This is a genomic window from Pseudacidovorax sp. (assembly GCF_017991995.1).
In the GTDB taxonomy this organism is placed as follows: Bacteria; Pseudomonadota; Gammaproteobacteria; order Burkholderiales; family Burkholderiaceae_C; genus Xenophilus.
The window spans coordinates 1-24,410 of record NZ_JAGOPN010000002.1 but is presented as its reverse complement, the minus strand read 5'-3'; the positions used below and the strand labels follow the sequence as shown (position 1 = coordinate 24,410).

Below are 24,410 nucleotides of genomic sequence, written 5' to 3'. Positions count from 1 at the left end.
ACGCGGCCAGCCTACATCGGCTTCTCTTCCATCTGCTCGCGCGCGAGGCGTTCGATCTCGCGCGCACGCACGTCCACGATCGAGGCCTCGATGTGGTCGACGCGGCCGCCCTTGGCGGTGGTCTCGCGCACGTAGTCCTGGGCCGCGCGGAAGCGGTCGCGTGCCGCCACGTAGTCCAGCTGGGCGACCTGCGCCTCGGCTTCGGCGCGGATGGCGCGCAGGGTGTCGCCTTCCACGTCGTACAGCCCGCCGAGCAGCCGCCACACGGTCGCGTCGCGCGGATGCGTGGCCACCCAGTCGCGCAGCACCGGCGCGGCCTCCGCGGCATGGGTCCGGGTCAGCAGGGCGGCCTGGCCGGCCATCAGCATCTCGCCACGGGTTCTGGCGCGCACGTCGAGCAGGACGACGGCCGCGGGCGCATTGCCGGCGCCCATCTCGATCTCGGCCGCCAGCAGCCGCGCCAGCCGGGCCGGCTCGCCGGCCGTGCCGACCTGCGTGCGCAGCTTCTGCGCCAGGCTGCGCGCAGCGGGCAGATCGCGCAGCTCCCTGGCGGCCATGGCGCCCGCATAGAGGGTGCCGGCGGTGGCCGCACTGGCAGGTGCCGTGCTGCCCTGCGCGGCCTGCACCCACTGGCGCAGCAGGTCCACGCCCGGGCGGCCCAGAACGCGGGCACGGGCCGCGATCATGGCGTGCTCGGGTGTCAGGGCCACGGTCGGCGGGGGCGCCCCTTCGCGGAACTGCACGCGTGCCTGCATCTCGGTGATGCGCTCGCTGGTCAGCGGGTGGCTGCGCAGGTAGGGATAGCTGCCGTTGTCGTTCAGCCGCGAGGCGTACTGCAGCTTCTCGAACATGACGGCGGCGCCCTGCGGCGCGAAGCCAGCCTGGCTCATCACGCCGAAGCCGATGCGGTCGGCCTCGCGCTCCATGTCGCGCGAGAAGTCCAGCTGCTTCTGCATGGCCATGGCCTGGCCGCCGACCATCATGGCCGAGCCCAGGTCGCCCCCGCTGCGGCCGCTCTTGCTCATCGCCAGGCCGCCCAGCAGCATGGCTGCCAGCATCAGCGGCATCTGCCGGCTCTGCTGCGTGAGCATGCGCGAGATGTGTCGCTGCGTGACGTGGGTGAGCTCGTGGGCCAGCACCGAGGCGAGCTCGTCGCGGCTGCCCACCACGGCGATGAGCCCCGTGTTCACGCCGAGGTAGCCGCCGGGCAACGCGAAAGCATTGATGCTGCGGTCGCGGCCGATCAGCAGCACCCAGGCGAAGCGTTCGTCCAGCTCGGGCGTGAGCTCGCCGCGCTGGCGGGCCGCGGCCAGCAGCGGCTGCCAGATGCCCTGGACGTAGTCGGCGAGCACCGGGTCGTCGATGAAATCCGGGTCACGGTAGAGCTCGCGGGCGATGCGGTCGCCCAGTTCGCGCTCGGTGCCGGTGCTCATTTCGGCGCCATCGCCCAGGCCGGGCAGCGGGCGGGCCGGCGTCAGGGTCTGGGCATGGAGGGGCACAGCAGTGAGTTGGGCGCCCGCCAGGGCCACGGCCAGCGCGACGCGCGCAGCCCGCCGCGGTCGTCGCGGCCCAGGCAGCGAAGAGATACCGCGCGCAGCGGCGGACGGCGGGGCAGGCATGTCGCGGAGGGTGGCAGAAGACGGCATCGGACGCGGCATCGGTGGCTTTTTCCGGCCCGTATGATGCGCCTCCCGCCGGATCGTTCAGCCCCATGTCCTCACCCCTCACCCATTTCGACGCCCAGGGCCAGGCCCACATGGTGGACGTGGCGGCCAAGCCGGCCACGCACCGCACCGCGATTGCGGAAGGGCGCATCCGCATGCAGGCGGCCACGCTGGCGCTGGTCGAGTCGGGCACGGCCAAGAAGGGCGACGTGCTGGGCGTGGCGCGCATCGCCGGCATCCAGGCGGCCAAGAAGACCAGCGACCTGATCCCGCTGTGCCATCCGCTGGCCATCACCCGCGTGGCGGTCGAGTTCGAGACCGAGCCGGGCGACGTGCCCGCCGTGCGCTGCCGCGCGACGGTCGAGACGGTGGGCCCGACGGGCGTCGAGATGGAAGCACTCACCGCTGTGCAGGTGGCGCTGCTGACCATCTACGACATGTGCAAGGCCGCTGATCGGGGCATGGTGATCGACGGCGTGCAGGTGCGCGAAAAGCATGGCGGTAAGTCCGGCAGCTGGGTTGTCGGCGCCTGAGGGGCGAGAGTTAACACCGACATCTACTTGCGTCAGCGAGGCTGCGCCTAGGCTGGGGCATTTTCCGCCGCGGTGTCCTAAAAGGTCGTTATTGCACCGGCCGTCGGCTAGCATTGACTAAAACGGTTCACATAATCATGCCAATCCACATCCGCGCCTTGTCCATCGACCGAGATGATCGGCTTGACTCGTTCTGCGTCACGGCAAGCACGACCTATCGCGATTTCCTTGCACTGACGGAAGGAGCTGAGGAAAACCTGAAGATTCAACGGACCATCATTCGGGGCTCAAAGGCATACGCAACTCTACGTAGCGATTTAAAGCGCGGCTGCGTGCTTCCGCCGATTGTTCTCGCGGTAAACGTGCAGCTGTCTCGCGCTGCCGATGTCGTTTTCCAGGATCAGCAGCTGAACTCGTTGACTACCGATTTCGCAACGATCAATTCTGGTTCTGTCTACGTCATCGACGGCTTGCAAAGGACAAACGCACTACGGCAGGCCGCGGAGGAAATCGAACCAGCACAGCTAGACCAGTTTCTAGATCGGTCTCTGCGTCTTGAAATGTGGCTAAACATTCCGTTCGGGGCTATCGCATATCGCATGCTGTTGCTGAACGCGGGTCAGCGGCCGATGTCCGTTAAGCATCAGGTCGAGATCCTAAGCTCAAAGCTGACCGATGATCTAAGCGGCGTGCAGGGCCTTGACATTTTCCGCATCTCCGATAGCCGGCGACGCACGCAGCCCGGGCAATTTGCCTTAGCTAAGTTGGCCCAGGCCTTTCAAGCGTGGCTACAAGGGCAACCGAACCTTGACCTCCGCAACACGGTGATGGAAGAACTACTGGCCGAGTCGGCGATAGAGGTTTTGGGGAATGCCGTGCCTGAGAATGTGGCTGCTGGAGGTGGCGGCGACGGCTTTAGGCAGTTTGTTAATTGGCTTGTTCAGTTGGATTTTGCCCTTGGACCAGAGCGTATTGGCTTCCTGGGGGCTGAGACAACGCTTTGGGGTCTAGCTGCGGCGGTTGGCTGGCTCGAGCGCAGCGAGGCTCTGAAGCCCCGCCTTTGGCAATCGTTGAATACGCTGCTTGCTGCCGCGAAAGCCAACCCTAGCGCTCTAGCGCTCGAGGACTATGACTTGCTGCGACTCGGCTCTGACCCAAATGCAGTGAATGTGGGTAGCGCGACGCGCGAAATGGTTTTCAACGCGTTCAAAGAGTACGTTCGCGGCGGGGGTGACACTCCCATGACTGAATGCTGGCGGTTCGCAGCGGCTCGGTAAAACAGTATGGAGCCACTATCCGCAGCCACCTGCGCTGCAGTAGGCCTTGCCCAGGGTTCGACTGCCGTCGATTTAATAGGCCATTTGCGCGTATCGCATGACTTCCTTGATGGCTTGTTGGCCAATGAACAGGCTAGGCAAGACGGAGAAGCCTCGTTTCCGACGCGCGACCAATACGAGCTTCGACTTGTTGACCAGGTGGAAGCGCAGGAGCGGTTCTGCAGCATTGCATTCGACGGACTCGCCGCACCTGTACTGGTCGGTCTCTTGTCTCAAAATTCAGCCGACGCGCTGTCGAGCAGCGCTTTGGAAAACTTGGTTCTCTGGGCCATAGTTGATCCAACGCTGCCTTTGCATGACCAGTGGGATAACCCTGGCGTTGGCGTGACAAGCGCGTGGCGGACGGTACTCAAAGGAAAGGCAATACTGGCGCTTCCGACGCTGTTTCCGCCTCAGGGTTTGCAATTGCTGTCGGCGATGTTCGGTCTGCATCACGGCGACTTGAGTAGACCACTACCCGTGCCCAGGCTGGTGCCAACACGCTCAACGCTCGCAATAGCAGCCGGCTATCAAAATCTGACATCCGTTCAGGCTCGTCTCTTAAGCGAAGCGGGATCAGTGAGCCACCCGAAGTGGCGCTTCATGTCTCTATATCGCATTCTTGAAAATAGCTATCTCACTAACATCAAGAACATCCTGATGCAGGAGTTCGATGCCGATGCGACTAGGGCATTGAAGGACGCTAGTGAGAAGGTGGGCGCCGAAGTAAACCAACTCGTTGCACTTGCCGATACGCTCAACATGCAGGCCGACTTCATTGCGTTCAGCGCGGAGGTGGACACACAAATTGCAGCAAACAATCGCTTCATGACTGCTCTGGACAGGAACGCAGCGAAAGACGGGAAGCTGTATGGGTCGCCTTTGCTGCATCACAAAGGCGTCCTTAGGTTCTACAAACTCAGGTGCGCGATTGCACACGCAGGAACCTCGAGTGTGGTCTATGAACAGTTCGCCGATGCTGATGCAGCGGTGACGACGCTCCTGCCTGTGACTGAAACCATCGCGCTCAAATGCCTATGGGTCAGTTGAACGCAGCAGCGAGTAGTTATTGGTCGCGGTCCTAGAAGAACGATCTGCGATAAGTGAAAGTTCCTAGAGAGGGCGGGGACGCGTATGCCTGCTGGCTGATGCTGATACAGCCGATTTCCCGCCCAAGGCGGGAACCTTAAAGCCCGCATCGCAGTAGTAGTGGTAGCCGCACCGCTTGCGCAAATTCTTGTCCAAGTTGTGTCCAACTGCGTTGGTCAACGATCAAATTTTCGCGGCAGTTCTGACGTCCCAGAATCACGATAAGTCGTTGATTTATGGGCCGTGTAGGTGGCACTGCTCACGGTCTACGACATGTGCAAGTCGGCTGACCACGGCTTGGTGATCGATGACGTGCAGGTACCGGAGAAGCATGGGGGGCAAGTCAGGCTCTCACATCAGTCCGCCCCGCCGAGCCCGGAGCGGGCCTGGTTTGGCTTAGACGTCCTGAAATCCTGACCTCGGGGCCGACCGCTCGACGAAGAACGCCTTCAGTTTCCGTCACGCTCCTTCTCTCCCGGCCGCTTGCGCCGCAGCGCCTCGATCACCTGCCGCGCCCCTAGCCCCAGCGGCCGCTCCTTGGACCAGACCACATCCACCCACAGGTCCAGCCGGTTGCTGAGGTTCTCGAAGGGGATCTCCACCAGCGCACCCGCCGCCACATGCGGCTGCACGGAGGGCCGGGGCAACCAGCCCCAGCCCAGGCCGGCCGTCAGCAGGCTCAGCGCCGCCAGCGCGTTGTCGGTGCGCCAGGTGTGACGGGCGAACACGGTGCGCGGATCGCGCTGCGCCGGGTCGCGGCCGGCCACCACGATCTGGCGGGTGTCGATCAGGTGTTGCTCGCGCAGGCGGCCGCCGGCGGCGACCAGCACCGGATGGTCGGGTGCCATCACGGCGACCAGCGTCTCGGTCGCCACCTCCTGGAAGCCCTCGCGGCCATCGAGGCTGGGCCGCTCGAAGACCAGTGCGAGCTGCGCCCGGCCGCTGTGCAGCAGGGCCAGCGCGTCGGCCTGCGGGGCCGCGAGCACCTCCACCTCCAGGGATGGATGCGTCTGCGCCAGTGCGGCCAGTGGCTGGCTCCAGGGGCCGCTCAGCAGTTCCGGCGCGATGGCGAGCGTCAGCCGCTCCTCCAGCCCTTGCGTCAGGGCCAGCGCCTGCACCTCCAGCGCCTTGAGCTGGGCGGCGAGCAGCCGGGCCTGCGGTTCCAGCGAGCGGGCGGCGGCGGTGGGGCGCGGTTCGCGGCCGCCGCGGTCGAAGAGCGGCAGGTCCAGCTCGGCCTCGAGCTGGGCGATGCCCATGCTCACCGCCGAGGGCACGCGCCGCAAGGCGCGGGCGGCCGCCGAGAAGGAACCGTGGTCGAGCACCGCGAGGAAGAGGGCGACGTCGTCGCTGTTGAGCATGTCGATCTTTCAGTGAATCTGAAAGAAGCTGACTTTATGTGTCAGTGCGGGAGAAATAAAGTGACACCGTCATCCAACGTGTTTCGAGCAGACAGAAAGAAGAAAGCCATGCAGGGCATCAAGCGCCGCGTCGTCTACATCAGCCTCTACGAAGGCATCGCCATCGTGGTGGCCAGCCTGGGGCTGGCCTGGATGTCGGGGCAGGGCGTGGGCCATTCCGGCGTGGTGGCGGTGATGGCCTCGGCCATTGCCATCGCCTGGAACCTGCTGTTCAACACCCTGTTCGAGCGCTGGGAGGCGCGCCAGGCCAAGCGCGGCCGCAGCTTGGGCCGCCGGGTGGCGCATGCCATCGGCTTCGAGGGCGGGCTGGTGATGCTGCTGGTGCCCACCATCGCCTGGTGGCTGGAGATCAGCCTGTGGGACGCGTTGGTGATGGACCTGGCGCTGGTGGTGTTCTTCCTGGTCTATACCTTCGTCTTCAACTGGGTGTTCGACGCGGTGTTCGGGCTGCCCGCCTCGGCGGCCGCACGGCCGGCCAGCGCCACCTGAGGGCTGCCGCGCCGCGCTGACGGAGGCCGGGGTGCGCGCCGGTCTTTCGGGGTTATCCCGGGTCGAGCCCTATAAAATCCGCGCTCCCCGCGCAAGGAGCGTTGCAACGGCGGGCCCCGGCACACCACCTGCGGTGGCGCCCGAGCGGCCCGGACCGTGAGGCTTGGCGGGACCGGACGCCGGCCGCCAGGCGCCGGCTGCAACGACGCTCACCTGATTCCCGCCCCCAGGTGTGCCGTCCATGAGTTCCTCTGCCCCTTCCGTTCCCCCGATGCTGCTGTCCGGCCTGGAGCCGGTCGTCATCGACACGGGCACGCTGTTCGTCAACATCGGCGAGCGCACCAACGTCACCGGCTCCAAGGCCTTCGCCCGCATGATCCTGAACGGCCAGTTCGAGGAAGCACTGGCCGTGGCCCGTCAGCAGGTGGAGAACGGTGCCCAGGTGATCGACATCAACATGGACGAGGCCATGCTGGACAGCAAGGCGGCCATGGTGCGCTTTCTGAACCTGATCGCCAGCGAGCCCGACATCGCGCGCGTGCCGATCATGGTGGACAGTTCCAAGTGGGAGGTGATCGAGGCCGGCCTGCGCTGCATCCAGGGCAAGGGCATCGTCAACTCCATCTCCATGAAGGAGGGCGTGGACAAGTTCAAGCACGAGGCGCGGCTGATCCGCCGCTACGGCGCCGCCGCCGTGGTGATGGCCTTCGACGAGCAGGGCCAGGCCGACACCTATGCCCGCAAGATCGAGATCTGCGAGCGGGCCTACCGCGTGCTGGTCGACGAGGTGGGCTTTCCGCCCGAGGACATCATCTTCGACCCCAACATCTTCGCGGTGGCCACGGGCATCGAGGAGCACAACAACTACGCCGTCGATTTCATCGAGGCCACGCGCTGGATCAAGCAGAACCTGCCGGGCGCCAAGGTGTCGGGCGGCGTGTCGAACGTGAGCTTCAGCTTCCGCGGCAACGACCCGGTGCGCGAGGCGATCCACACCGTCTTCCTGTACCACGCCATCCAGGCGGGCATGGACATGGGCATCGTCAACGCCGGCATGGTGGGCGTGTACGACGACCTGGAGCCGCAGCTGCGGGAGCGCGTGGAAGACGTGGTGCTCAACCGGCGCCCCGACGCCGGCGAGCGCCTGGTCGAGATCGCCGAGACCGCCCGCAGCGGCGCCAAGGACGAGAGCAAGAAGCTCGAATGGCGCGGCACGCCCGAACAGCCGAAGTCCGTGGACGAGCGCCTGGCCCACGCGCTGGTGCACGGCATCACCGACTTCATCGTCGAGGACACCGAAGAAGCCTACCAGGCCATCGTGGCCCAGCCGGGCGGCCGGCCGCTGCACGTCATCGAAGGCCCACTGATGGACGGCATGAACATCGTGGGCGACCTGTTCGGCGCCGGCAAGATGTTCCTGCCGCAGGTGGTCAAGAGCGCCCGCGTGATGAAGCAGGCCGTGGCCCACCTCATTCCCTACATCGAGGAAGAGAAGAAGCGCGACGAGGCCGCGGGCCGCGACGTGCGCAGCAAAGGCAAGATCATCATCGCCACCGTCAAGGGCGACGTGCACGACATCGGCAAGAACATCGTCACCGTCGTGCTCCAGTGCAACAACTTCGAGGTGGTGAACATGGGCGTGATGGTCCCGTGCCACGAGATCCTGGCGCGCGCCAAGGTCGAGGGCGCGGACATCGTGGGCCTGTCGGGCCTGATCACGCCCAGCCTCGAAGAGATGCAGTACGTGGCCGGCGAGATGCAGAAGGACGAGCACTTCCGCGTCAAGAAGATCCCGCTGCTGATCGGCGGCGCCACCACCAGCCGGGTGCACACGGCCGTGAAGATCGCGCCGCACTACGAGGGCCCGGTGGTCTATGTGCCCGATGCCTCGCGCAGCGTGAGCGTGGCGCAGAGCCTGCTGTCGGAGCAGGCGGCCCACTACATCGCCGAGCTCAACGCCGACTACGACAAGGTGCGCCAGCAGCATGCCAACAAGAAGCAGGTGCCGCTGTGGCCGCTGCCCAAGGCGCGCGCCAACAAGACGCCCATCGACTGGACGGGCTACCAGCCGCCCAAGCCCAAGTTCATCGGCCGGCGCATGTTCCGTAACTACGACCTGGTGGACCTGGCGAAGTACATCGACTGGGGCCCCTTCTTCCAGACCTGGGACCTGGCCGGGCCCTTCCCGCAGATCCTGAAGGACGAGATCGTGGGCACCGAGGCCCAGCGCGTCTTCAGCGACGGCAAGCGCATGCTGCAGCGGCTGATCGAAGGCCGCTGGCTCACGGCCAATGCGGTGGTGGGGTTCTGGCCGGCCAACACCGAGCGCGACGACGACATCGTGCTGTATGCCGACGAGTCGCGCCAGACGCCGCTGCTCACCTGGTACGGCCTGCGCCAGCAGACCGAGAAGCAGGCGGTGGACGGCGTGATGCGCCCCAGCCGCTGCCTGGCCGACTTCGTGGCGCCGCGCGATTCGGGCGTGGCCGACTACGTGGGCGCCTTCGCCGTCACGGCGGGCATCGGTGCCGAGAAGCGCGAGAAGTACTTCCTCGACGACCTGGACGACTACTCGGCCATCATGTTCAAGGCCCTGGCCGACCGCCTGGCCGAAGCCTTTGCCGAGGCGCTGCACCACCGCGTGCGCCTGGACCTCTGGGGCTATGCCGCCGACGAGCAGCTGAGCAATGACGAGATGATCAAGGAGCAGTACCGCGGCATCCGCCCGGCGCCGGGTTATCCGGCCTGCCCGGATCACAGCGTCAAGGGACCGATGTTCGAGCTGCTGCAGTGCGCCGAGATCGGCATGGGCCTGACTGAATCGCTGGCGATGACGCCGGCGGCCAGCGTGTCCGGCTTCTACCTGAGCCATCCCGAGAGCACCTACTTCAACGTCGGCAAGATCGGGCACGACCAGCTGCAGGACCAGGCAGCACGTCGCCGGCTCGCGGAATCCGAGCTAGAGCGGCTCTTGGCGCCGAACCTCTGAAGCGGAGGCTGCCATTCTTCTCCTGCTGCAGAAGCTGAGCTTCACGGCCGTGCACCTGCTCGGCCTGGCCGTGGTGCTGCTGGCGCTCTGGGGTGCGGGCGATGCCGTCATGCGCCGGCTGTGGGCTGGCGCGCCCGGCACGCCGGGGCGCGACGACCCCTGGCTGCGCATGGCGCTGTCCGCCGCCACCGGCCTCGGCCTGGCGATCGTGGCGCTGCAGGCGCTGGGCGTCGCGGGCGCGCTGCGGCCGCCGGGCACTCTGGCGCTGCTGGCCATCGGGCTCGTGCTGGCCCTCTGGCGCCTGCCTGCCCAGTGGCGGCTGCTGCTGACCCTGCCGCCGGGCCCGCCGCTGGGCCGCGCCGAGCGCGTGGCGACCGTGGTTGCCATCGGGGCCTTCGTCATCAGCCTGTTCGAGCCGATGGCACCGCCGCATGCCTTCGACGAGATGATGTACCACCTGCCCTATGCGCGGCAGGTGGCCGAGAGCGGCGCGCTGGGCATCCACGACTGGCTGCGCTACCCCTGGTTCCCCTACAACTACGACCTGCTCTATGCGGCGGCCCTGCCGCTCGCGGGGGACGTGTTCCCGCATCTGCTGCACGCGCTGGGCGGCTGGCTGGCGGCTGCGCTGGTGTGGCGCCTGGCCGTGACGCACACCGACCGCATCTGCGCCGCGATTGCGGCGGCGGTGTGGCTGATGATGGGCGAGTTCTTCAACGCCCTCATCGACATGGGCGTGGCACTGTTCGTGGTGGCGGCCTTCACCGTGCTCTGGTTGTGGTGGAGCACGCCGGTCACGCCGGCGCAGCCGCGGCGGCCGGCGCGCTGGCTGGGCCTGGCCGCCTTCTACCTGGGCGTGGCGGCGGGCAGCAAGTACCAGGCGCTCACCTTCCTGCCGCTGGTGGCCGTGTGCGTGGCCTGGCGCGAGCGCCGGCCAGGGCCCTGGCTCCTGGCCCTGGGCTGCTTCCTGCTGCCGTGTCTCTACTGGTTCGGCCGCAACTGGCTGCAGACGGGCGATCCGTTCAATCCCATCGGCGCCAAGGTGTTCGGCTTCACCAACTGGAACCTGGACGACTACCAGCGCCAGGTCGACGACGTGCGTGCCCACGCAGCCCTGCCCAACGTCATGCTGTGGCCGGCGCTGCTGGTGCCCTTCGCGGCGGTCTGGAAGACGCGGCCCGCGGTGCGCGCCGCGGCGCTGTTCGGCGCCTGGTCGGTGCTGGTGTGGCTGGCCACCTCGCGCTATCCGCGCTACATGGCGGCCTCGTTCCCGATCCTGGCCTGGCTGGGGGCGATCGGCTGGTGCCAGCTGTGGCGCTGGGCCGCTGCCGCGCTGCAGCGGCGCGTCGGCGACCGGGCGCGCGCCCGGTCGGTGGCCGGGCTCGGCGTCGCCCTTCTGTCCGTGCTCGTCGTCGCCGGCGGGGTGCGGCTGTGGAACCACATCCGCCAGATCGCGCCCACGCCCGAGACGCGCGAGGCCTTCCTGGCCCGCAACGTGCCGGGTTACGTGGTGCTGAGCTGGCTGCGCGCGCATCCGCAGCCCGGCCGCCTCTATCAGGTGGGTCTGAGCGACGCGATCTACTTCGCGCCCAACCCGGTCTGGGGCGATGTGTTCGGTCCCTACCGCTACGTCGACTTCCTGCTGCTGCCCGCCCCCGAGATGGCGCGCAAGTTGGTGCAGCACGGCTTCGGTACCATCGTCGTCCAGACGGCGCTCGGGCCCTATGTCGATGGCAAGCCCGGCTTCGAGCACCACTTCAAGCTGCTGGTCGAGCGCGATGGCGTGAAGGCGTACCGGATCGTCCCGGACCCGTCCTGATGCCTCGGCCGCTCTTCCGCTGCCTCGTCACCACCACCGATCTGCCCGCATGCGCATTGCCGCCGTCATTCCCTGCTACAACGAAGCCCTGGCCATCGCCCAGGTGATCGAAGGCTTCCGCACCCATCTGCCGCAGGCCCAGGTGCATGTGTTCGACAACGCGTCCAGCGACGACACCGCCGCCGTGGCCCGGGCCCATGGGGCGCGGGTGACCACCGTGCGCCTGCGCGGCAAGGGCAACGTGGTGCGGCGCATGTTCGCCGACGTCGAGGCCGACATCTACATCATGGTCGACGGTGACGCCACCTACGACCTGGCCCGGCTGCCCGAGATGATCGACATGCTGGTGCAGGGCAACCTCGACATGGTGGTGGGCGCCCGGCAGGACGATCAACAAGACGCGCAGACCTACCGCCGCGGCCATCGCCTCGGCAACCGCATGCTGACGGGGGCCGTGGTCAAGCTCTTCGGCGGCGAGTTCAGCGACATGCTGTCGGGCCTGCGCGTCTTCTCGCGCCGGTATGTGAAGTCCTTCCCGGCGCTGTCGCAGGGCTTCGAGACCGAGACCGAGCTCACGGTGCATGCGCTGGAACTGCGCATGCCCTGGGACGAGCTGCCGGTACGCTATCTCGCGCGTCCCGAAGGCTCGGAAAGCAAGCTGTCGACCTACCGCGACGGCTGGCGCATCCTGGTCACCATCACCAAGCTGTTCGTGAGCGAGCGGCCGCTGCTGTTCTTCATGATCGTGACGGCGGTATTGGCGCTGGCCTCGCTGGGCCTGGCCTTCCCGCTGCTGCTGACCTACCTGCACACCGGGCTGGTGCCGCGCCTGCCCACCGCGGTGCTGGCCACCGGCCTGATGCTCGCCGCCATGCTGTCGGCCAGCTGCGGCGCCGTGCTGCGCACCGTCACGCTGGGTCGCCGCGAGGTCAAGCGCATCGCCTACCTCGCCATTCCCGGCGCGGCGCGGCTGGCAACGCCGGCGAGCGTGCAGTGAACGTCCGCCCGGCTGGTCCGGCGAAAGTGCTGCGGTGATCTCCGGCCCGCTGCTGCGCCGCCTGCTGAGCTTCGGCATCGCGGGCGTCATCGGCTTCGCCGTCGATGCCGGCCTGCTGTACCTGTTGGCGCCGCATGTGGGCTGGTATGCGGGGCGGGTGCTGTCCTTCTGGGGCGCGGCCACGGCCACCTGGCTGATCAACCGGCGCTTCACCTTTGCCGATGGCGCGCGGCGCCTGCCGCTGTGGCACGAATACCTGCGCTACCTCGCCGCCATGCTGGGCGGCGCCCTCGTCAACTACGCGGCCTACGTGGCCGTGCTGCATGCGCTGCAGGGCCCGGCGGCACCGCTGCTCGGCGTGGCCGCCGGCAGCATCGCCGGCATGGGCGTCAACTACCTGTCGGCGCGCTACCTGGTCTTCAGACGCTGAGCCGGGCGGCGCGCCGGCTCAATGCGCGCCGGACACGACCACGGGCACTTCCGTGGCGGGCGGCGTGTTGCGGCTGCGGCCGCAGCGCACGATGCCGTCGATCATCACCATGCCCACGCCCGGCAGGTCGCCCAGCTGCACGCTTTCGAGCAGGGTGCGGCCGGCCGTGTGCTGGGCGCGGTCCAGGAAGACGAAGTCGGCCGCATAGCCCTTGTCGATCAGGCCGCAGTTGAGCTTGCGCATGCGGGCCGTGTTGCCGGTGGCGAAGCAGAACACCAGCTCGGCCGGGATGTTGGCCAGCGACGAGAGCATGGCGATCATGCGCAGGATGCCCAGCGGTTGCACGCCCGAACCGGCGGGGCCGTCGGTGCCCAGGATCACGCGGTGCGGGCACTTGAGCTCCAGCGCCGCACGGGCTGCGGCGATGGCCACGCGCTCGTTGCCGTTGTGCACGATCTCGATGCCGCGGGTGCTCTTCTCGCACAGCTCGCACACATGCGCCTCGGGCAGCGAGGTATGGCCGCCGTTGATGTGGCCGATGATGTCGGCGTCGGCCTCCAGCACCACGTCCTTGTCGATCAGGCCCGAGCCCGGGATCGACGGGCCGCCCGTGTGGATGGTGCTCTGGATGCCGTACTTGCGGGCCCAGGCCACCATCTCCTTGGCCTCGTAGCCGGCCTTGACGCTGCCCAGGCCCACTTCGCCCAGCAGGCCGACGCCGGCCTCGGCCAGTTCCTTGAAGTCGCTCTCGACCATGCCCTTTTCGATGACCGGCGCGCCGGCCAGCACCTTCACGCCGCCGGGGCGGAAGGCGTCGAAGGCGCGCTGCGCGGTGATGGCCAGGGCCTTGAGGCCCACGATGTCCTTGGGCCGTCCGGGGTAGTGCACCTCGCCGGCGGAGATCATGGTGGTGACGCCGCCATTCATGCTGGACTCGATCCAGTTGAGCTGGCTCTGGCGCGGCGTCCAGTCGCCGGCCACGGGGTGCACGTGGCTGTCGATCAGGCCCGGCGCCACGCAGGTCTGGCGCGCGTCGATGACGGTGGTGGCGCCTTCGACATCGCAATCCTTGTAGCGGCCGACGGCGGCGATCAGGCCGTCCTCGACCACGATGGTGTCGGCCTGCAGGATGGGCTGGTCGATGTCGCCCGAGAGCAGCAGCCCTATGTTCTGGATGACGACCTTGCCCGACTTGCCGGCGGCGGCGACTTCTGCCATTTTTGGATGTCCTTGTCGTGGGGGGATGGGGATTCGTTCGTGTCGTCCTGCCGCACTGCGCGCAGCACCGTCTCGGTCACGAAGACCTCCCAGTGCTGGGCGGCGTCGGGCGCATCGAGCTGCTCGCCCAGGAAGCTGGCGAGCGTGTAGCGGTTGGACATGTAGAAGTAGCCCGTCGCCGCGATCAGCAGGTACACGTCGCGCGCGGCCAGGTCGGGACGGAACAGGCCCTGGGCCGCACCGCTTTCCAGGATCGAGGCGATCACCGCCACCGCCCGCGACGAGTATTCGCGCGCGCGCACCGACTTGGCGATGTGCCGGCCCTTGTGCAGGTTCTCGGTGTTGAGCAGGGTGACGAAGTCGGGATTGCGCCGGTAGTAGCCCAGCACGAAGCGGATCACCTCGGTCAGCGCTTCGACCGGGCGGGCCATGTCCAGCGCCATGGCGGCCTCGGCCTCGTCCATGCGCTGGTAGATGCCCTCCAGCACGGCCACGAACAGGCCTTCCTTGCTGCCGAAGTAGTAGTAGATCATCCGGTCGTACGACTTGGCCGCGCGCGAGATCTTCTCCACGCTGCCGCCCTCGTAGCCGTACCTGGCGAACACCTTGGTGGCCGCACGCAGGATGGCCTCGCGCGAGGCCTGCGCCTGCGCCTCGCGCACGCCGGTCTTGCGCTGCGGCTTGGCGGGCGTCTTGCGCGTGGCCACCTGGGTTACTTCTCTACAAAGGCACGTTCGACAACGTAGTCGCCGGGGGTGGTCGTGTTGCCTTCGTGGAAGCCGCGCTGCTCCAGGATCAGCTTCATGTCGGCCAGCAGCATGGGGCTGCCGCACAGCATCACGCGGTCTTCCGCGGGGTTGAGCGGCGGCAGGCCCAGGTCGTCGGTGAGCTTGTTGCTGGTGATCAGGTCCGTGATGCGGCCCTGGTTGCGGAAGGGCTCGCGCGTGACGGTGGGGTAGTACAGCAGCTGCTCGCTCACCATCTCGCCCAGGAACTCGTGGTGCGGCAGGTCCTGCGTGATGGTGTCGTGGTAGGCCAGCTCGGCCACCTCGCGCACGCCGTGCACCAGGATCACCTTCTCGAACTTCTCGTAGGTCTCGGGGTCGCGGATCACGCTCAGGAAGGGCGCCACGCCGGTGCCGGTGCCGAACAGGTACAGGCGCTTGCCGGGCAGTGTGTAGTCGATCAGCAGCGTGCCTGTGGGCTTGCGGCCCACCACGATGGTGTCGCCGACCTTGATGTGCTGCAGCCGGGAGGTGAGCGGGCCGTCGGGCACCTTGATGCTCAGGAACTCGAGGTGCTCCTCGTAGTTCGCGCTCACGATGCTGTAGGCACGCAGCAGCGGCTTGCCGTCGACCTTGAGGCCGATCATCGTGAAGTGCCCGTTGGAAAAGCGCAGGGCAGGGTCGCGCGTGGTGGTGAAGCTGAACAGGCGGTCGGTCCAGTGGTGGACGGTCAGGACGCGTTCTTCGGCGAAGGCACTCATAAGCTAATAACCAAATGAAAGGGAAGCTGGCGGGTGGCACGAGGGCATGCGCATCAGGCTTGCGGCGCCACTGGCTGGTGCTGCCCATTTTCGTTCACGACGCACCAGGAAGGGGAGTCGTGCACTCTGGAAAACACCCATGCAAGCATCGCGCCGGGCCGCTAGATTCGTTTCATGTAGCGATCACAACATGAATATGGAGCGGATGCTACACAAACGGTGCATCGCCGCCAAGCCGATTTCCGGCATGCTTGTTGCACACACAGGCCGCGTTGCACGAAAGCCCACGATGACAGAACACACCAAGACCGACGGCCTGCCCGGCATCGACGTGCCGGCCCTGCCCACCACGCCCGACGGCCTGGGCCGCGCCCCCGCGCGCAACGAGCGCATGAGCACGAGCAAGGTCGAATGCAATGCCTGCCCGGTGCTGTGCCAGATCTCCGAAGGCCGCACCGGCGCCTGCGACCGCTACGCCAACCGCGAGGGCGTGCTGGTGCGCACCGACCCGGTGGTGATGCTGCGGCGCGAGCTCGACTCGCCCGAGCCGGCCCTGGTGCCCTTCGCCCGGCCGGCGGCCGACACCGTCGAAGCCGCCGCGGCCGATGCACCGCAGGACGACTGGAACGGCGACCTGCTGCTGGCCGACCAGGTCTTCGTCACCGGCATCGGCAGTTCCACCACCTACCCCGACTACAAGCCGGCGCCCTTCATCGTGGCCTCCAAGGCGCAGGGTGTGGACATGGTCACCGTGGTCACCGAAGGCATCTTCAGCTACTGCAGCGTGAAGGTGAAGATCGACACCGACCGCTTCCTGGGCAGCGAGCAGGCCAACGTCCGCTACAAGGGCGAGGTGGTGGGCCATGTGACCACGGCCGAGTACGGCTCGCAGATGCTGTCGCTGGGCGGCGTGCACCACCTCACTGGCGGCAGCAAGAAGGAAGGCCGCATGACGCTGGAGATGATGCAGCGGCTGTGCAACAAGCAGGCGGCCGAATGCACCATCGACGGCGGCGCCAGCTTGGTGATCCAGGCCGGCCGCGCGCCCATCGTCAACGGCGTCGAAGAGCAGCGCATGCGCGTGGGCTGCGGCTCGGCCACGGTGGGCATCTTCGCCAAGCAGCTGCTGGGCCTGGCCGACGAGGTGGTGGTGGTGGACGACCACATCACCGGCGTGCTCACCGAGCACCAGGCCGGCCGCTGCCTGGCCATGCCGCCTTCGGGCATCCAGATGCGCGGGCGCAAGTCCACGCCGGGGCGCTACTTCCAGGTCGCCAATCCGGGCAGTGGCTGGGGCGGCACCGACATCGCCGACCCGCTGGCCATCATCGAAGGCTGGGAGCCCGGCGTGGCCAAGCCGGGCCTCAAGCTGCTGATGACCTCCACCACCGGCGAGCAGGCCGAGTGGTACGTGCTGGACGACGAGCTGCGCCCCGTGCCGCAGCCCATGCCCGAAGCCGTGCGCAAGGTGGTCGAGCGCATCGGCGAGAACTGCGAGCCCTCGCTTACCACGGTGCTCTTCCTGGGCGGCGCGGGCGGCAGTCTGCGTGCGGGCGTGACCGAGAACCCGATCCTGCTCACGCGGGCGATCAAGCGCGCGCTGGTCAACGTGACCTGCGGCGGCGCGCCGGCCTATGTGTGGCCAGGGGGTGGCATCACGGTGATGGCCGATGTCATGCGCATGCCCGACAACAGCTTCGGCACCGTGCCCACGCCGGCCATCATCGCGCCCATCGAGTTCAGCATGCGGCTGCAGGACTACGCAGACCTGGGTGGCCACATGGAGCATGTGATGTCGCTGGAGCAGGCACTGCGCCGCGGCGCCTGGCAGGACGACGGCGCGCCGCTTGCTCGCCGCTTTGTCGGCCAGGCCAGCGACAACCCGTGGCCGCTGGGCCACAAGCCCATGCTGGGCTGATCTCTCGCGCCGCAGCGACGCATGCCCGCCCAACTCCAAGCCCTCGACGACCAGCGCTGGCACTGGCACCACGGTCCCATCGACCTCGTGGTCCAGGCCGAGGGTGAGGCGCGCGCCGTGGCCGAGGCGCACGAGGCGGCCTGGGCGCGCTTCGAAGGCCTGCTGGACGAGCTGGTCGCCGAGCTGCCTTCGTTGCGCCGGCCGGTGTCGGAGCATGCAAGCCTGCGCGGCCCAGTGGCGCGGCGCATGCAGGCCGCCTGCCTGCCCTTCCTGCCGGCCTTCATCACGCCGATGGCGGCCGTGGCCGGCGCGGTGGCGCAGGAGCTGATCGCCTTCTACCAACGTCCCGGCATTACCCGCGCCTGGATCAACAACGGCGGCGACATTGCGCTGCATCTGGCGCCTGGCACCGAGGCGCGGGTCGGCCTTTATGCGGACCTCGCCCGCTTCGACCCGCGCGACGCCGAGCGCCTGCGCACCGACGGGCAGTTCAGCGTTGCTGCGGCAGACCCGGTGCGTGGCATCGCCACCAGCGGCTGGCGGGGCCGCAGCTTCTCGCTCGGCATCGCGGACAGCGTGACCATCCTCGCGGCCACGGCCGCGCAGGCCGATGCGGCGGCGTCCATCGTTGCCAACGCCGTCGATGCGGACCACCCCGCCATCGAGCGTCGCCCCGCCAACGAATGCAAGGACGACAGCGACCTCGGTGCGCTGCCCGTCACCGTGCAGGTGCCGCCGCTGCCCACCACCGTGGTGCGCGATGCGGTCGAATCGGGGCTGCGACGCGCGACGGAACTGCAGTTGCACGGCCTCATCCACGCCGCCGTGATCGTGTGCCAAGGGCAATGGAGAGTGCTGTCGGCACGCGACGAGGCCGTGCTCGCGCCGGCCGTTGGTTCAGTATTTGCTTAACGAATTGCACACCCCTTCACCACGATGATCGACATCCGCCGCGTCTTCACCCAAGTCGAGCACATCCACCACGAGTTCGGCCCCCGCGCCGAGCAGCCGCTGGTGCGCGGCGCCATCGCAGCCGTGCTCGCCAACCCGTTCGCCGGCCGCTACGAGCCGGACATCCTGCCCATGATGGCGCTGCTGGACCCGGTGGGCGTGGACATGGCCCAGCGCCTGCTGGCCGCCATGGACGTGCCGCGCGAAGCCATCGCCACCTACGGCAAGGGCGCCATCGTCGGCGCGGCGGGCGAGCTGGAGCATGGTGCGCTGTGGCATGTGCCGGGCGGCTACGCGATGCGCGAGTTGCTGGGTTGGAAGGGCGACCGTGCGGCCTACACTGCCGGCCAGGGCGAGGCCAAGAGCGGGCAGCCGGGCAACGCGCTGTCCATCGTGCCGTCCACCAAGAAGGTGGGCCCCCCCGGCGCCGCGCTCGATGTGCCGCTCACCAACATCAACGCCAGCTATGTGCGCGGCCAGTTCGATGCCATCGAGGTGCGCGTGCCCGGCGCGCCCGCGGCCGACGAGATCGTCTTCATCCTCGCCATGACCACCGGCTACCGCGTGCATGCCCGCGTCGGTGGGCTCCGGGCCGAGGACATCAGCCAATGGAACGGCCTGCGCTGAGGCGCTGGCCACACATCCCGCAGAACGAGGAGCACCCATGCCAGCAGACATCCGCAAACTGATCGTGCAAGTCGATGAGACGCGCAAGGAGATGGGCCAGACCATCGACCCGCCCACGCGCCGCGCCGTCGCCATCGCCGTCATCGCCAACCCCTATGCCGGCCGCTACAGCGAGAACCTGGACGAGCTCATCGCCATCGGCGAGGAGCTCGGCGGCCTGCTCGGCCAGAAGGCCGTGGCCGCGCTGGGCATCGAGCCCGGCCAGGCCCAGAGCTACGGCAAGGCCGCCATCGTGGGCGAGGCCGGCGAGCTGGAACATGCCGCCGCCATCCTGCATCCCAAGCTGGGCGCGCCGCTGCGCGTTGCGGTCGAGAAGGGTGCCGCGCTGGTGCCTTCTGCCAAGAAGCAGGGCACGCTGGGCACGGCCATCGACGTGCCGCTGGGCCATAAGGACGCCGCCTTCGTGCGCAGCCATTTCGACGCCGTCGAGGCCCGCGTGAGCGACGCGCCGCGCGCGGGCGAGATCGTGGTGGCCGTGGCGGTGACCGACAGCGGCCGGCCGCTGCCGCGCATCGGCGGGCTGCAGGTGTCCGAGATCAAGGGCGTGGACGGTCTTCGCTGAACGCGGCGCGGCTATTCTTCGCCTGCTTCATTTCCCCCGGTTTTCCATCCCATCCGACGAGGAGTTCCCCATGCAACCCTTCCGCCTCCATTTCGGTGCCGCCGCGGCGCTGGCCCTGGCTGCCGGCACGCTGATGCCGGCCCACGCCCAGAACGTCATCAAGATCGGCGAGGTCAACAGCTACAAGGCCCAGCCGGCCTTCCTGGAGCCCTACAAGAAGGGCATGGAGCTGGCCGTGGACGAGATCAACGCCAAGGGCGGCGTCAACGGCAAGAAGATCGAGCTGATCACCCGCGACGACAACGCCAACCCGGGCGATGCGGTGCGCATGGCCGAGGAACTGGTCTCGCGCGAGAAGGTGGATGTGCTGGCCGGCGCCTTCCTGTCCAACACCGGCTTGGCGCTGGCCGACTTCGCCAAGCAGAAGAAGTTCTTCTACCTGGCCGGCGAACCCCTGACCGACAAGATGACCTGGCAAGGTGGCAATCAGTACACCTTCCGCCTGCGCCCCGGCACCTACATGCAGGCTGCCATGCTGGTGCCCGAGGCCGTCAAGCAGAAGAAGAAGCGCTGGGCGCTGGTCTACCCCAACTACGAATACGGCCAGTCGGCCGTGGCCGCCTTCAAGAACCTGCTGAAGGCCGCGCAGCCCGACGTGGAGTTCGTCACCGAGCAGGCCACGCCGCTGGGCAAGGTCGACGCGGGCAGCGTGGTGCAGGCCTTGGCCGATGCCAAGCCCGACGCCATCTTCAACGTGTTGTTCGGCGCCGACCTGTCGAAGTTCGTGCGCGAGGGCAATACCCGCGGCCTGTTCAAGGACCGCACCGTGGTCAGCGTGCTGACCGGCGAGCCGGAGTACCTCGACCCGCTCAAGGACGAGGCGCCCGACGGCTGGATCGTGACCGGCTACCCGTACTACGGCATCAAGACCGCCGAGCACAAGGCCTTCCTCGATGCCTACCAGGCCAAGTTCAAGGACTATCCGCGCCTGGGCTCGGTGGTGGGCTACAGCATGATCAAGTCGGCCGCCGCCGGCATCGCCAAGGCCGGCAGCACCGACGCCGACAAGCTGGTCGCCGCCTTCAAGGGCCTGCAGGTGGACAGCCCCTTCGGCAAGATCACCTACCGCGCCGAAGACCACCAGTCGACCATGGGCGCCTTCGTGGGCAAGACCAAGAACGACGGCGGCAAGGGCGTGATGGTGGACTACGTCTACTACGACGGCGCCGATGCGCGCTTCCAGCCGCCCGCCGCCGACGTGAAGAAGTCGCGCAGCGCGGACTGACCACTGCTGCCCCCTGAAGAGAGCCTTGCCATGAGTTTTTCCGGCCTGATCGTCCAGCTCCTCAACGGGCTGGCGTCTGCGTCCTCGCTGTTCCTGGTGGCGGCGGGCCTGTCGCTGATCTTCGGTGTGACGCGCATCGTCAACTTCGCGCATGGCTCCTTCTTCATGGTGGGCATCTACGTCGCCTACACCCTGGCCGACAAGCTGGGCGGCGCGGGCTTCTGGGTGGCGCTGCCGCTGGCGGCCGTCGCGGTGGGCGTGCTCGGCGCGGTCATCGAGGTCGTGCTGCTGCGGCGCATCTACAAGGCGCCCGAGCTCTTCCAGCTCCTGGCCACCTTCGCGCTGGTGCTGGTCATCAAGGACGCGGTGCTGTGGCTCTGGGGGCCCGACGAGCTGCTGGGCCCGCGCGCGCCGGGCCTGCGTGGCTCGGTCGAGATCCTGGGCCGGCAGTTCCCGGCCTACGACCTGTTCCTGATCGTCGTCGGCCCAGTGGTGCTGGGCCTGGTGTGGCTGTTGCTCACCCGCACGCGCTTCGGCACCCTGGTGCGCGCCGCCACGCAGGACCGCGAGATGGTCAGCGCGCTTGGCGTCAACCAGGCCTGGCTGTTCACGGCCGTGTTCGCGCTGGGTGCGCTGCTGGCCGGCCTGGGCGGCGCGCTGCAGTTGCCGCGCGAGCCGGCCACGCTGGAGATGGACCTCAACACCATCGGCGCCGCCTTCGTGGTGGTGGTGGTGGGTGGCATGGGTTCACTCCCTGGCGCTTACGTAGCCGCCTTGCTCATCGCCGAGATCAAGGCCCTGTGCATCTGGCTGGGCGTGGTCGAGATCGCGGGCATCGCCATTTCCTTCTCCAAGCTCACGCTCGTGGTCGACTTCCTGGTCATGGCCGCGGTGCTTGTCTGGCGGCCCTGGGGCCTGATGGGCCGACCGCAGGCGCCCAGCCGCTATGTGGGCATGCAGGAAGAGCCGCTGCGCCGCGCGGGCGGCTCCTACGTGGCGGCGGTGGGCGTGCTGGCCCTGGTGCTGGCCGCCATGCCGGTGCTGACGGCCAGCTCGCCCTACACCACGGTGCTGATGATCGACCTGCTGATCGCGGCGCTCTTCGCGGCCAGCCTGCACTTCATCATGGGTCCGGCAGGCATGCATTCCTTCGGCCATGCCGCCTACTTCGGCCTGGGCGCGTATGGCGCGGCGCTGCTGGCGCGCGCCGCCGGCCTGCCGATGGAACTCACGCTGGTGCTGGCACCGGTGGTGGCGGGCCTCGGGGCGCTGGTCTATGGCTGGTTCGCCGTGCGGTTGTCGGGCGTGTACCTGGCCATGCTGACGCTGGCCTTCGCGCAGATCACCTGGGCCATCGTCTACCAGTGGGACAGCTTCACCGGCGGCAGCAACGGCCTCACGGGCGTGTGGCCGTCGGAATGGCTCAATGACAAGCGCGCCTACTACTGGCTCACGCTGGTGCTGGTGGGCGGTGGCCTGTGGTGGCTGCGCCGCGTGCTGTTCTCGCCCTTCGGCTACGCGCTGCGTGCAGGCCGCGACTCGGTGCTGCGCGCCGACGCCATCGGCATCGACGTCAAGCGCATGCAATGGGCGGCCTTCGTGGTGGCCGGTGCGGTGGCGGGTCTGGCGGGCGGGCTGTTCGCGTACTCCAAGGGCAGCATCTCGCCGGAGACGCTGGCGGTGGGCCGCTCGGTCGACGGCCTGGTGATGGTGCTGCTGGGCGGCATCCAGACGCTGGCCGGCCCGGTGGTGGGGGCCTTCACCTTCACCTGGCTGCACGACATGGTGGCGCGCAACACCGACTACTGGCGTGCCATGCTGGGCGCCATCATCCTGATCCTGGTGCTGCTGTTCCCGCAGGGCATCGCGGGCTCGATCAAGCAGTTGGCCGACAAGTGGCGCGGCCGGCGCGACGACGTGGCGGCCGACGAGGCGGCCAAGGCGCCGATGCAGGCCGCAGCTGCGGCGGGGGAGGGCGCGCGATGAGCCGACCCTTCAACTTGTTCTTCATCGGCCTGGAGGTGCTCTGATGTCCCTGCTGCATGTCCAGAACCTGGGCAAGTCCTTCGGTGGCGTGAAGGCCGTCGACGGCATCAGCTTCACGCTGGCCAAGGGCGAGCTGCTGGCGCTGATCGGCCCCAACGGCGCCGGCAAGTCCACCACCTTCAACATGGTCAACGGCCAGCTCAAGGCCGACCAGGGTTCCATCACGCTGGACGGCACGGAGCTGGTCGGCAAGAAGCCGCGCGAGATCTGGCGACTGGGTGTGGGCCGCACCTTCCAGATCGCCGAGACCTTCTCGTCGCTGACGGTGGTGGAGAACGTGCAGATGGCGCTGCTGTCGCACGACGCCAAGCTGTTCGCGATGTGGCGTCGGGCGTCCGACCACAAGCGTGACGAGGCGCTGGCGCTGCTCGACCAGGTGGGCATGAAGTCGCAGGCCGACCGGCCCTGCAGCGTGCTGGCCTATGGCGACGTCAAGCGGGTGGAGCTGGCCATTGCCATGGCCAACGACCCCAAGCTTCTGCTCATGGACGAGCCCACGGCCGGCATGGCACCGAAGGAGCGCAATTCGCTGATGGCGCTGACCAAGCAGCTGGTGATCGACCGCGGCATGGCGGTGCTGTTCACCGAACACAGCATGGACGTGGTGTTCGCGTACGCCGACCGCATGATCGTGCTGGCGCGCGGGCGCCTGATCGCCGAAGGCAAGCCGCTGGAGATCCGGGACCATCCGAAGGTGCAGGAGGTGTACTTCGGCTCGGGCAAGACTTTCGAGAAGAAGGCGGCTTGATGTTTTTGGGCCTCGTCGTCGGGACTCTTCGGGGCGCGCCCTGGCCGGGGCCTGGCCTGGGGCGGCTGCGAGTTCGTAGGTCGGCCCTGCGGGCCGACTCCCCTGCGATGCTCGGGCAGCCGGGCCGCGGCATAACTCGCTGCGCTGCCTGCGGCAGCTCCGCTCAAACAAACGCCGCGAGTCAGTTCACGAAGCGGGCCTGTCCTTCGGCAGGCCCGCAGCCCGGCCAACCTCCGCTTCTCGGCGACGCACACGCAGCCGCCCCAGGCCAGGCCCCGACCAGGGCGGGACATGCGGTGGTCAGTGACGGCGGTGACGCTGGCGCTTCCGCCTCTGCCTGCGCCCAGGTGCGTGTCCGTGCCTCAGCGCGTGCTGTTGCGTTGACCGCCGTCTCCATCCCCGTCGGCGCTTCCGCCTCCGCCCCCACCTGCGCCACGAGCCAGAACTCAGTTCGCGCGGTTGCCTCGCCAGAGCCGCGGGCACGTGTGCGTCCCATCGAGCGCAACGTATCCGCGCGGCGGGGCTGGGCTGCCAGGGGCGATTTCGGTGGTGGCGAGAAGCGCAGGGCAGGGGGTGGCGCGCGTGCGAAGACACGCGCGCTTCGTGATCTGACTTGTCGCATTTGTCTGAGCGGAGCTTGGAGTGAACCCCTGCGGCTGGACCACAGAGGTGGCACAGAACTAAGCTGCTTGCCGGGCGAGTTGATCTTCGAATTCGTTGGGTGGGACGTAGCCCAGCGCCGAGTGCAGTCGGGTGGCGTTGTAG

At 67.8% G+C, this 24,410-nt stretch carries 20 protein-coding genes and 1 pseudogene; 16 read left to right on the top strand and 5 right to left on the bottom strand.

Annotation, left to right across the window (positions count from 1 at the left end; translation table 11 throughout):
- Positions 1 to 11: 11 nt before the first annotated feature.
- On the bottom strand, positions 12 to 1,433 hold the full coding sequence (locus tag KBC94_RS02515) for a M48 family metalloprotease (RefSeq protein WP_294366758.1): 1,422 nt from the start codon (positions 1,431 to 1,433) through the stop codon (positions 12 to 14).
- Positions 1,434 to 1,711: 278 nt separating this feature from the next.
- On the opposite strand from KBC94_RS02515, the gene moaC reads away from it, so the two are divergent.
- The 4 genes and pseudogenes from moaC to KBC94_RS02495 all read left to right on the top strand — a co-directional run.
- Entirely contained in the window at positions 1,712 to 2,197 is a 486-nt protein-coding gene (gene moaC / locus KBC94_RS02510) for a cyclic pyranopterin monophosphate synthase MoaC (RefSeq protein WP_294366028.1), read from the top strand.
- A 137-nt stretch (positions 2,198 to 2,334) separates the two neighbouring features.
- The gene (locus KBC94_RS02505) at positions 2,335 to 3,474 is read left to right on the top strand and encodes a hypothetical protein (protein ID WP_294366026.1); all 1,140 of its coding nucleotides are present in this window, start codon (positions 2,335 to 2,337) and stop codon (positions 3,472 to 3,474) included.
- A gap of 6 nt (positions 3,475 to 3,480) precedes the next feature.
- Positions 3,481 to 4,563 (top strand): hypothetical protein, encoded by a 1,083-nt coding sequence (locus tag KBC94_RS02500; protein WP_294366025.1) that lies wholly within the window; start codon positions 3,481 to 3,483, stop codon positions 4,561 to 4,563.
- A 273-nt stretch (positions 4,564 to 4,836) separates the two neighbouring features.
- A pseudogene (locus tag KBC94_RS02495) lies at positions 4,837 to 5,019 on the top strand (cyclic pyranopterin monophosphate synthase MoaC); the annotation flags it as partial.
- 32 nt (positions 5,020 to 5,051) lie between these two features.
- Here KBC94_RS02495 and KBC94_RS02490 read toward each other — a convergent pair.
- A complete protein-coding gene (locus KBC94_RS02490) occupies positions 5,052 to 5,960 on the bottom strand; it encodes a LysR family transcriptional regulator (RefSeq protein ID WP_294366023.1) in 909 nt (302 codons plus the stop codon).
- A 108-nt stretch (positions 5,961 to 6,068) separates the two neighbouring features.
- Between KBC94_RS02490 and KBC94_RS02485 the strand changes: the two genes are divergently transcribed.
- The 5 genes from KBC94_RS02485 (at position 6,069) to KBC94_RS02465 (ending at position 12,744) form a co-directional block, all read left to right on the top strand.
- Positions 6,069 to 6,509: a PACE efflux transporter gene (locus KBC94_RS02485; RefSeq protein WP_294366021.1), complete on the top strand. Its 441-nt coding sequence runs from the start codon at positions 6,069 to 6,071 to the stop codon at positions 6,507 to 6,509.
- Positions 6,510 to 6,780: 271 nt separating this feature from the next.
- Complete coding sequence (gene metH / locus KBC94_RS02480) at positions 6,781 to 9,498, top strand: methionine synthase (RefSeq protein ID WP_294366756.1); 2,718 nt, start codon at positions 6,781 to 6,783, stop codon at positions 9,496 to 9,498.
- Between the two features lie 49 nt (positions 9,499 to 9,547).
- Positions 9,548 to 11,317, top strand: a complete 1,770-nt coding sequence (locus KBC94_RS02475; protein WP_294366019.1) for a hypothetical protein — start codon at positions 9,548 to 9,550, stop codon at positions 11,315 to 11,317.
- 49 nt (positions 11,318 to 11,366) lie between these two features.
- Positions 11,367 to 12,314, top strand: a complete 948-nt coding sequence (locus KBC94_RS02470) for a glycosyltransferase family 2 protein (RefSeq protein ID WP_294366017.1) — start codon at positions 11,367 to 11,369, stop codon at positions 12,312 to 12,314.
- A 34-nt stretch (positions 12,315 to 12,348) separates the two neighbouring features.
- Entirely contained in the window at positions 12,349 to 12,744 is a 396-nt protein-coding gene (locus tag KBC94_RS02465) for a GtrA family protein (RefSeq protein ID WP_234193479.1), read from the top strand.
- An 18-nt stretch (positions 12,745 to 12,762) separates the two neighbouring features.
- Here the strand turns inward: KBC94_RS02465 and KBC94_RS02460 are convergent, their stop codons facing one another.
- Genes KBC94_RS02460 through KBC94_RS02450 form a run of 3 tightly spaced genes read right to left on the bottom strand, consistent with a single transcriptional unit; the run spans position 12,763 to position 15,448 of the window.
- Positions 12,763 to 13,962 carry an amidohydrolase family protein gene (locus KBC94_RS02460; RefSeq protein WP_294366012.1) on the bottom strand — a complete coding sequence of 400 codons (1,200 nt, stop codon included), beginning with the start codon at positions 13,960 to 13,962 and terminating at the stop codon, positions 12,763 to 12,765.
- Positions 13,908 to 14,669, bottom strand: coding sequence for a TetR family transcriptional regulator (locus KBC94_RS02455; RefSeq protein WP_294366010.1), 762 nt, complete (start codon positions 14,667 to 14,669; stop codon positions 13,908 to 13,910). Before KBC94_RS02455 ends, KBC94_RS02460 begins: the two co-directional genes overlap by 55 nt.
- A 5-nt stretch (positions 14,670 to 14,674) precedes the next feature.
- A complete protein-coding gene (locus KBC94_RS02450; RefSeq protein ID WP_017758775.1) occupies positions 14,675 to 15,448 on the bottom strand; it encodes a ferredoxin--NADP reductase in 774 nt (257 codons plus the stop codon).
- Between the two features lie 289 nt (positions 15,449 to 15,737).
- Here KBC94_RS02450 and KBC94_RS02445 point away from each other — a divergent pair, with 289 nt between their 5' ends.
- From KBC94_RS02445 to KBC94_RS02415, 7 genes are all read left to right on the top strand, one after another.
- Complete coding sequence (locus KBC94_RS02445) at positions 15,738 to 17,366, top strand: 6-hydroxynicotinate reductase (RefSeq protein ID WP_294366007.1); 1,629 nt, start codon at positions 15,738 to 15,740, stop codon at positions 17,364 to 17,366.
- 21 nt (positions 17,367 to 17,387) lie between these two features.
- A complete protein-coding gene (locus tag KBC94_RS02440; protein ID WP_294365986.1) occupies positions 17,388 to 18,278 on the top strand; it encodes a UPF0280 family protein in 891 nt (296 codons plus the stop codon).
- Positions 18,279 to 18,302: 24 nt separating this feature from the next.
- On the top strand, positions 18,303 to 18,944 hold the full coding sequence (locus KBC94_RS02435; protein ID WP_294365984.1) for an amino acid synthesis family protein: 642 nt from the start codon (positions 18,303 to 18,305) through the stop codon (positions 18,942 to 18,944).
- Positions 18,945 to 18,981: 37 nt separating this feature from the next.
- Positions 18,982 to 19,566 (top strand): amino acid synthesis family protein, encoded by a 585-nt coding sequence (locus KBC94_RS02430; RefSeq protein WP_294365982.1) that lies wholly within the window; start codon positions 18,982 to 18,984, stop codon positions 19,564 to 19,566.
- Between the two features lie 70 nt (positions 19,567 to 19,636).
- Positions 19,637 to 20,851, top strand: a complete 1,215-nt coding sequence (locus KBC94_RS02425) for an ABC transporter substrate-binding protein (protein WP_294365981.1) — start codon at positions 19,637 to 19,639, stop codon at positions 20,849 to 20,851.
- A 30-nt stretch (positions 20,852 to 20,881) separates the two neighbouring features.
- Positions 20,882 to 22,837: an ABC transporter permease gene (locus KBC94_RS02420; protein ID WP_294365979.1), complete on the top strand. Its 1,956-nt coding sequence runs from the start codon at positions 20,882 to 20,884 to the stop codon at positions 22,835 to 22,837.
- Positions 22,838 to 22,880: 43 nt separating this feature from the next.
- Positions 22,881 to 23,645, top strand: a complete 765-nt coding sequence (locus KBC94_RS02415; RefSeq protein ID WP_017758024.1) for an ABC transporter ATP-binding protein — start codon at positions 22,881 to 22,883, stop codon at positions 23,643 to 23,645.
- The last annotated feature ends 765 nt before the right edge of the window (positions 23,646 to 24,410 follow it).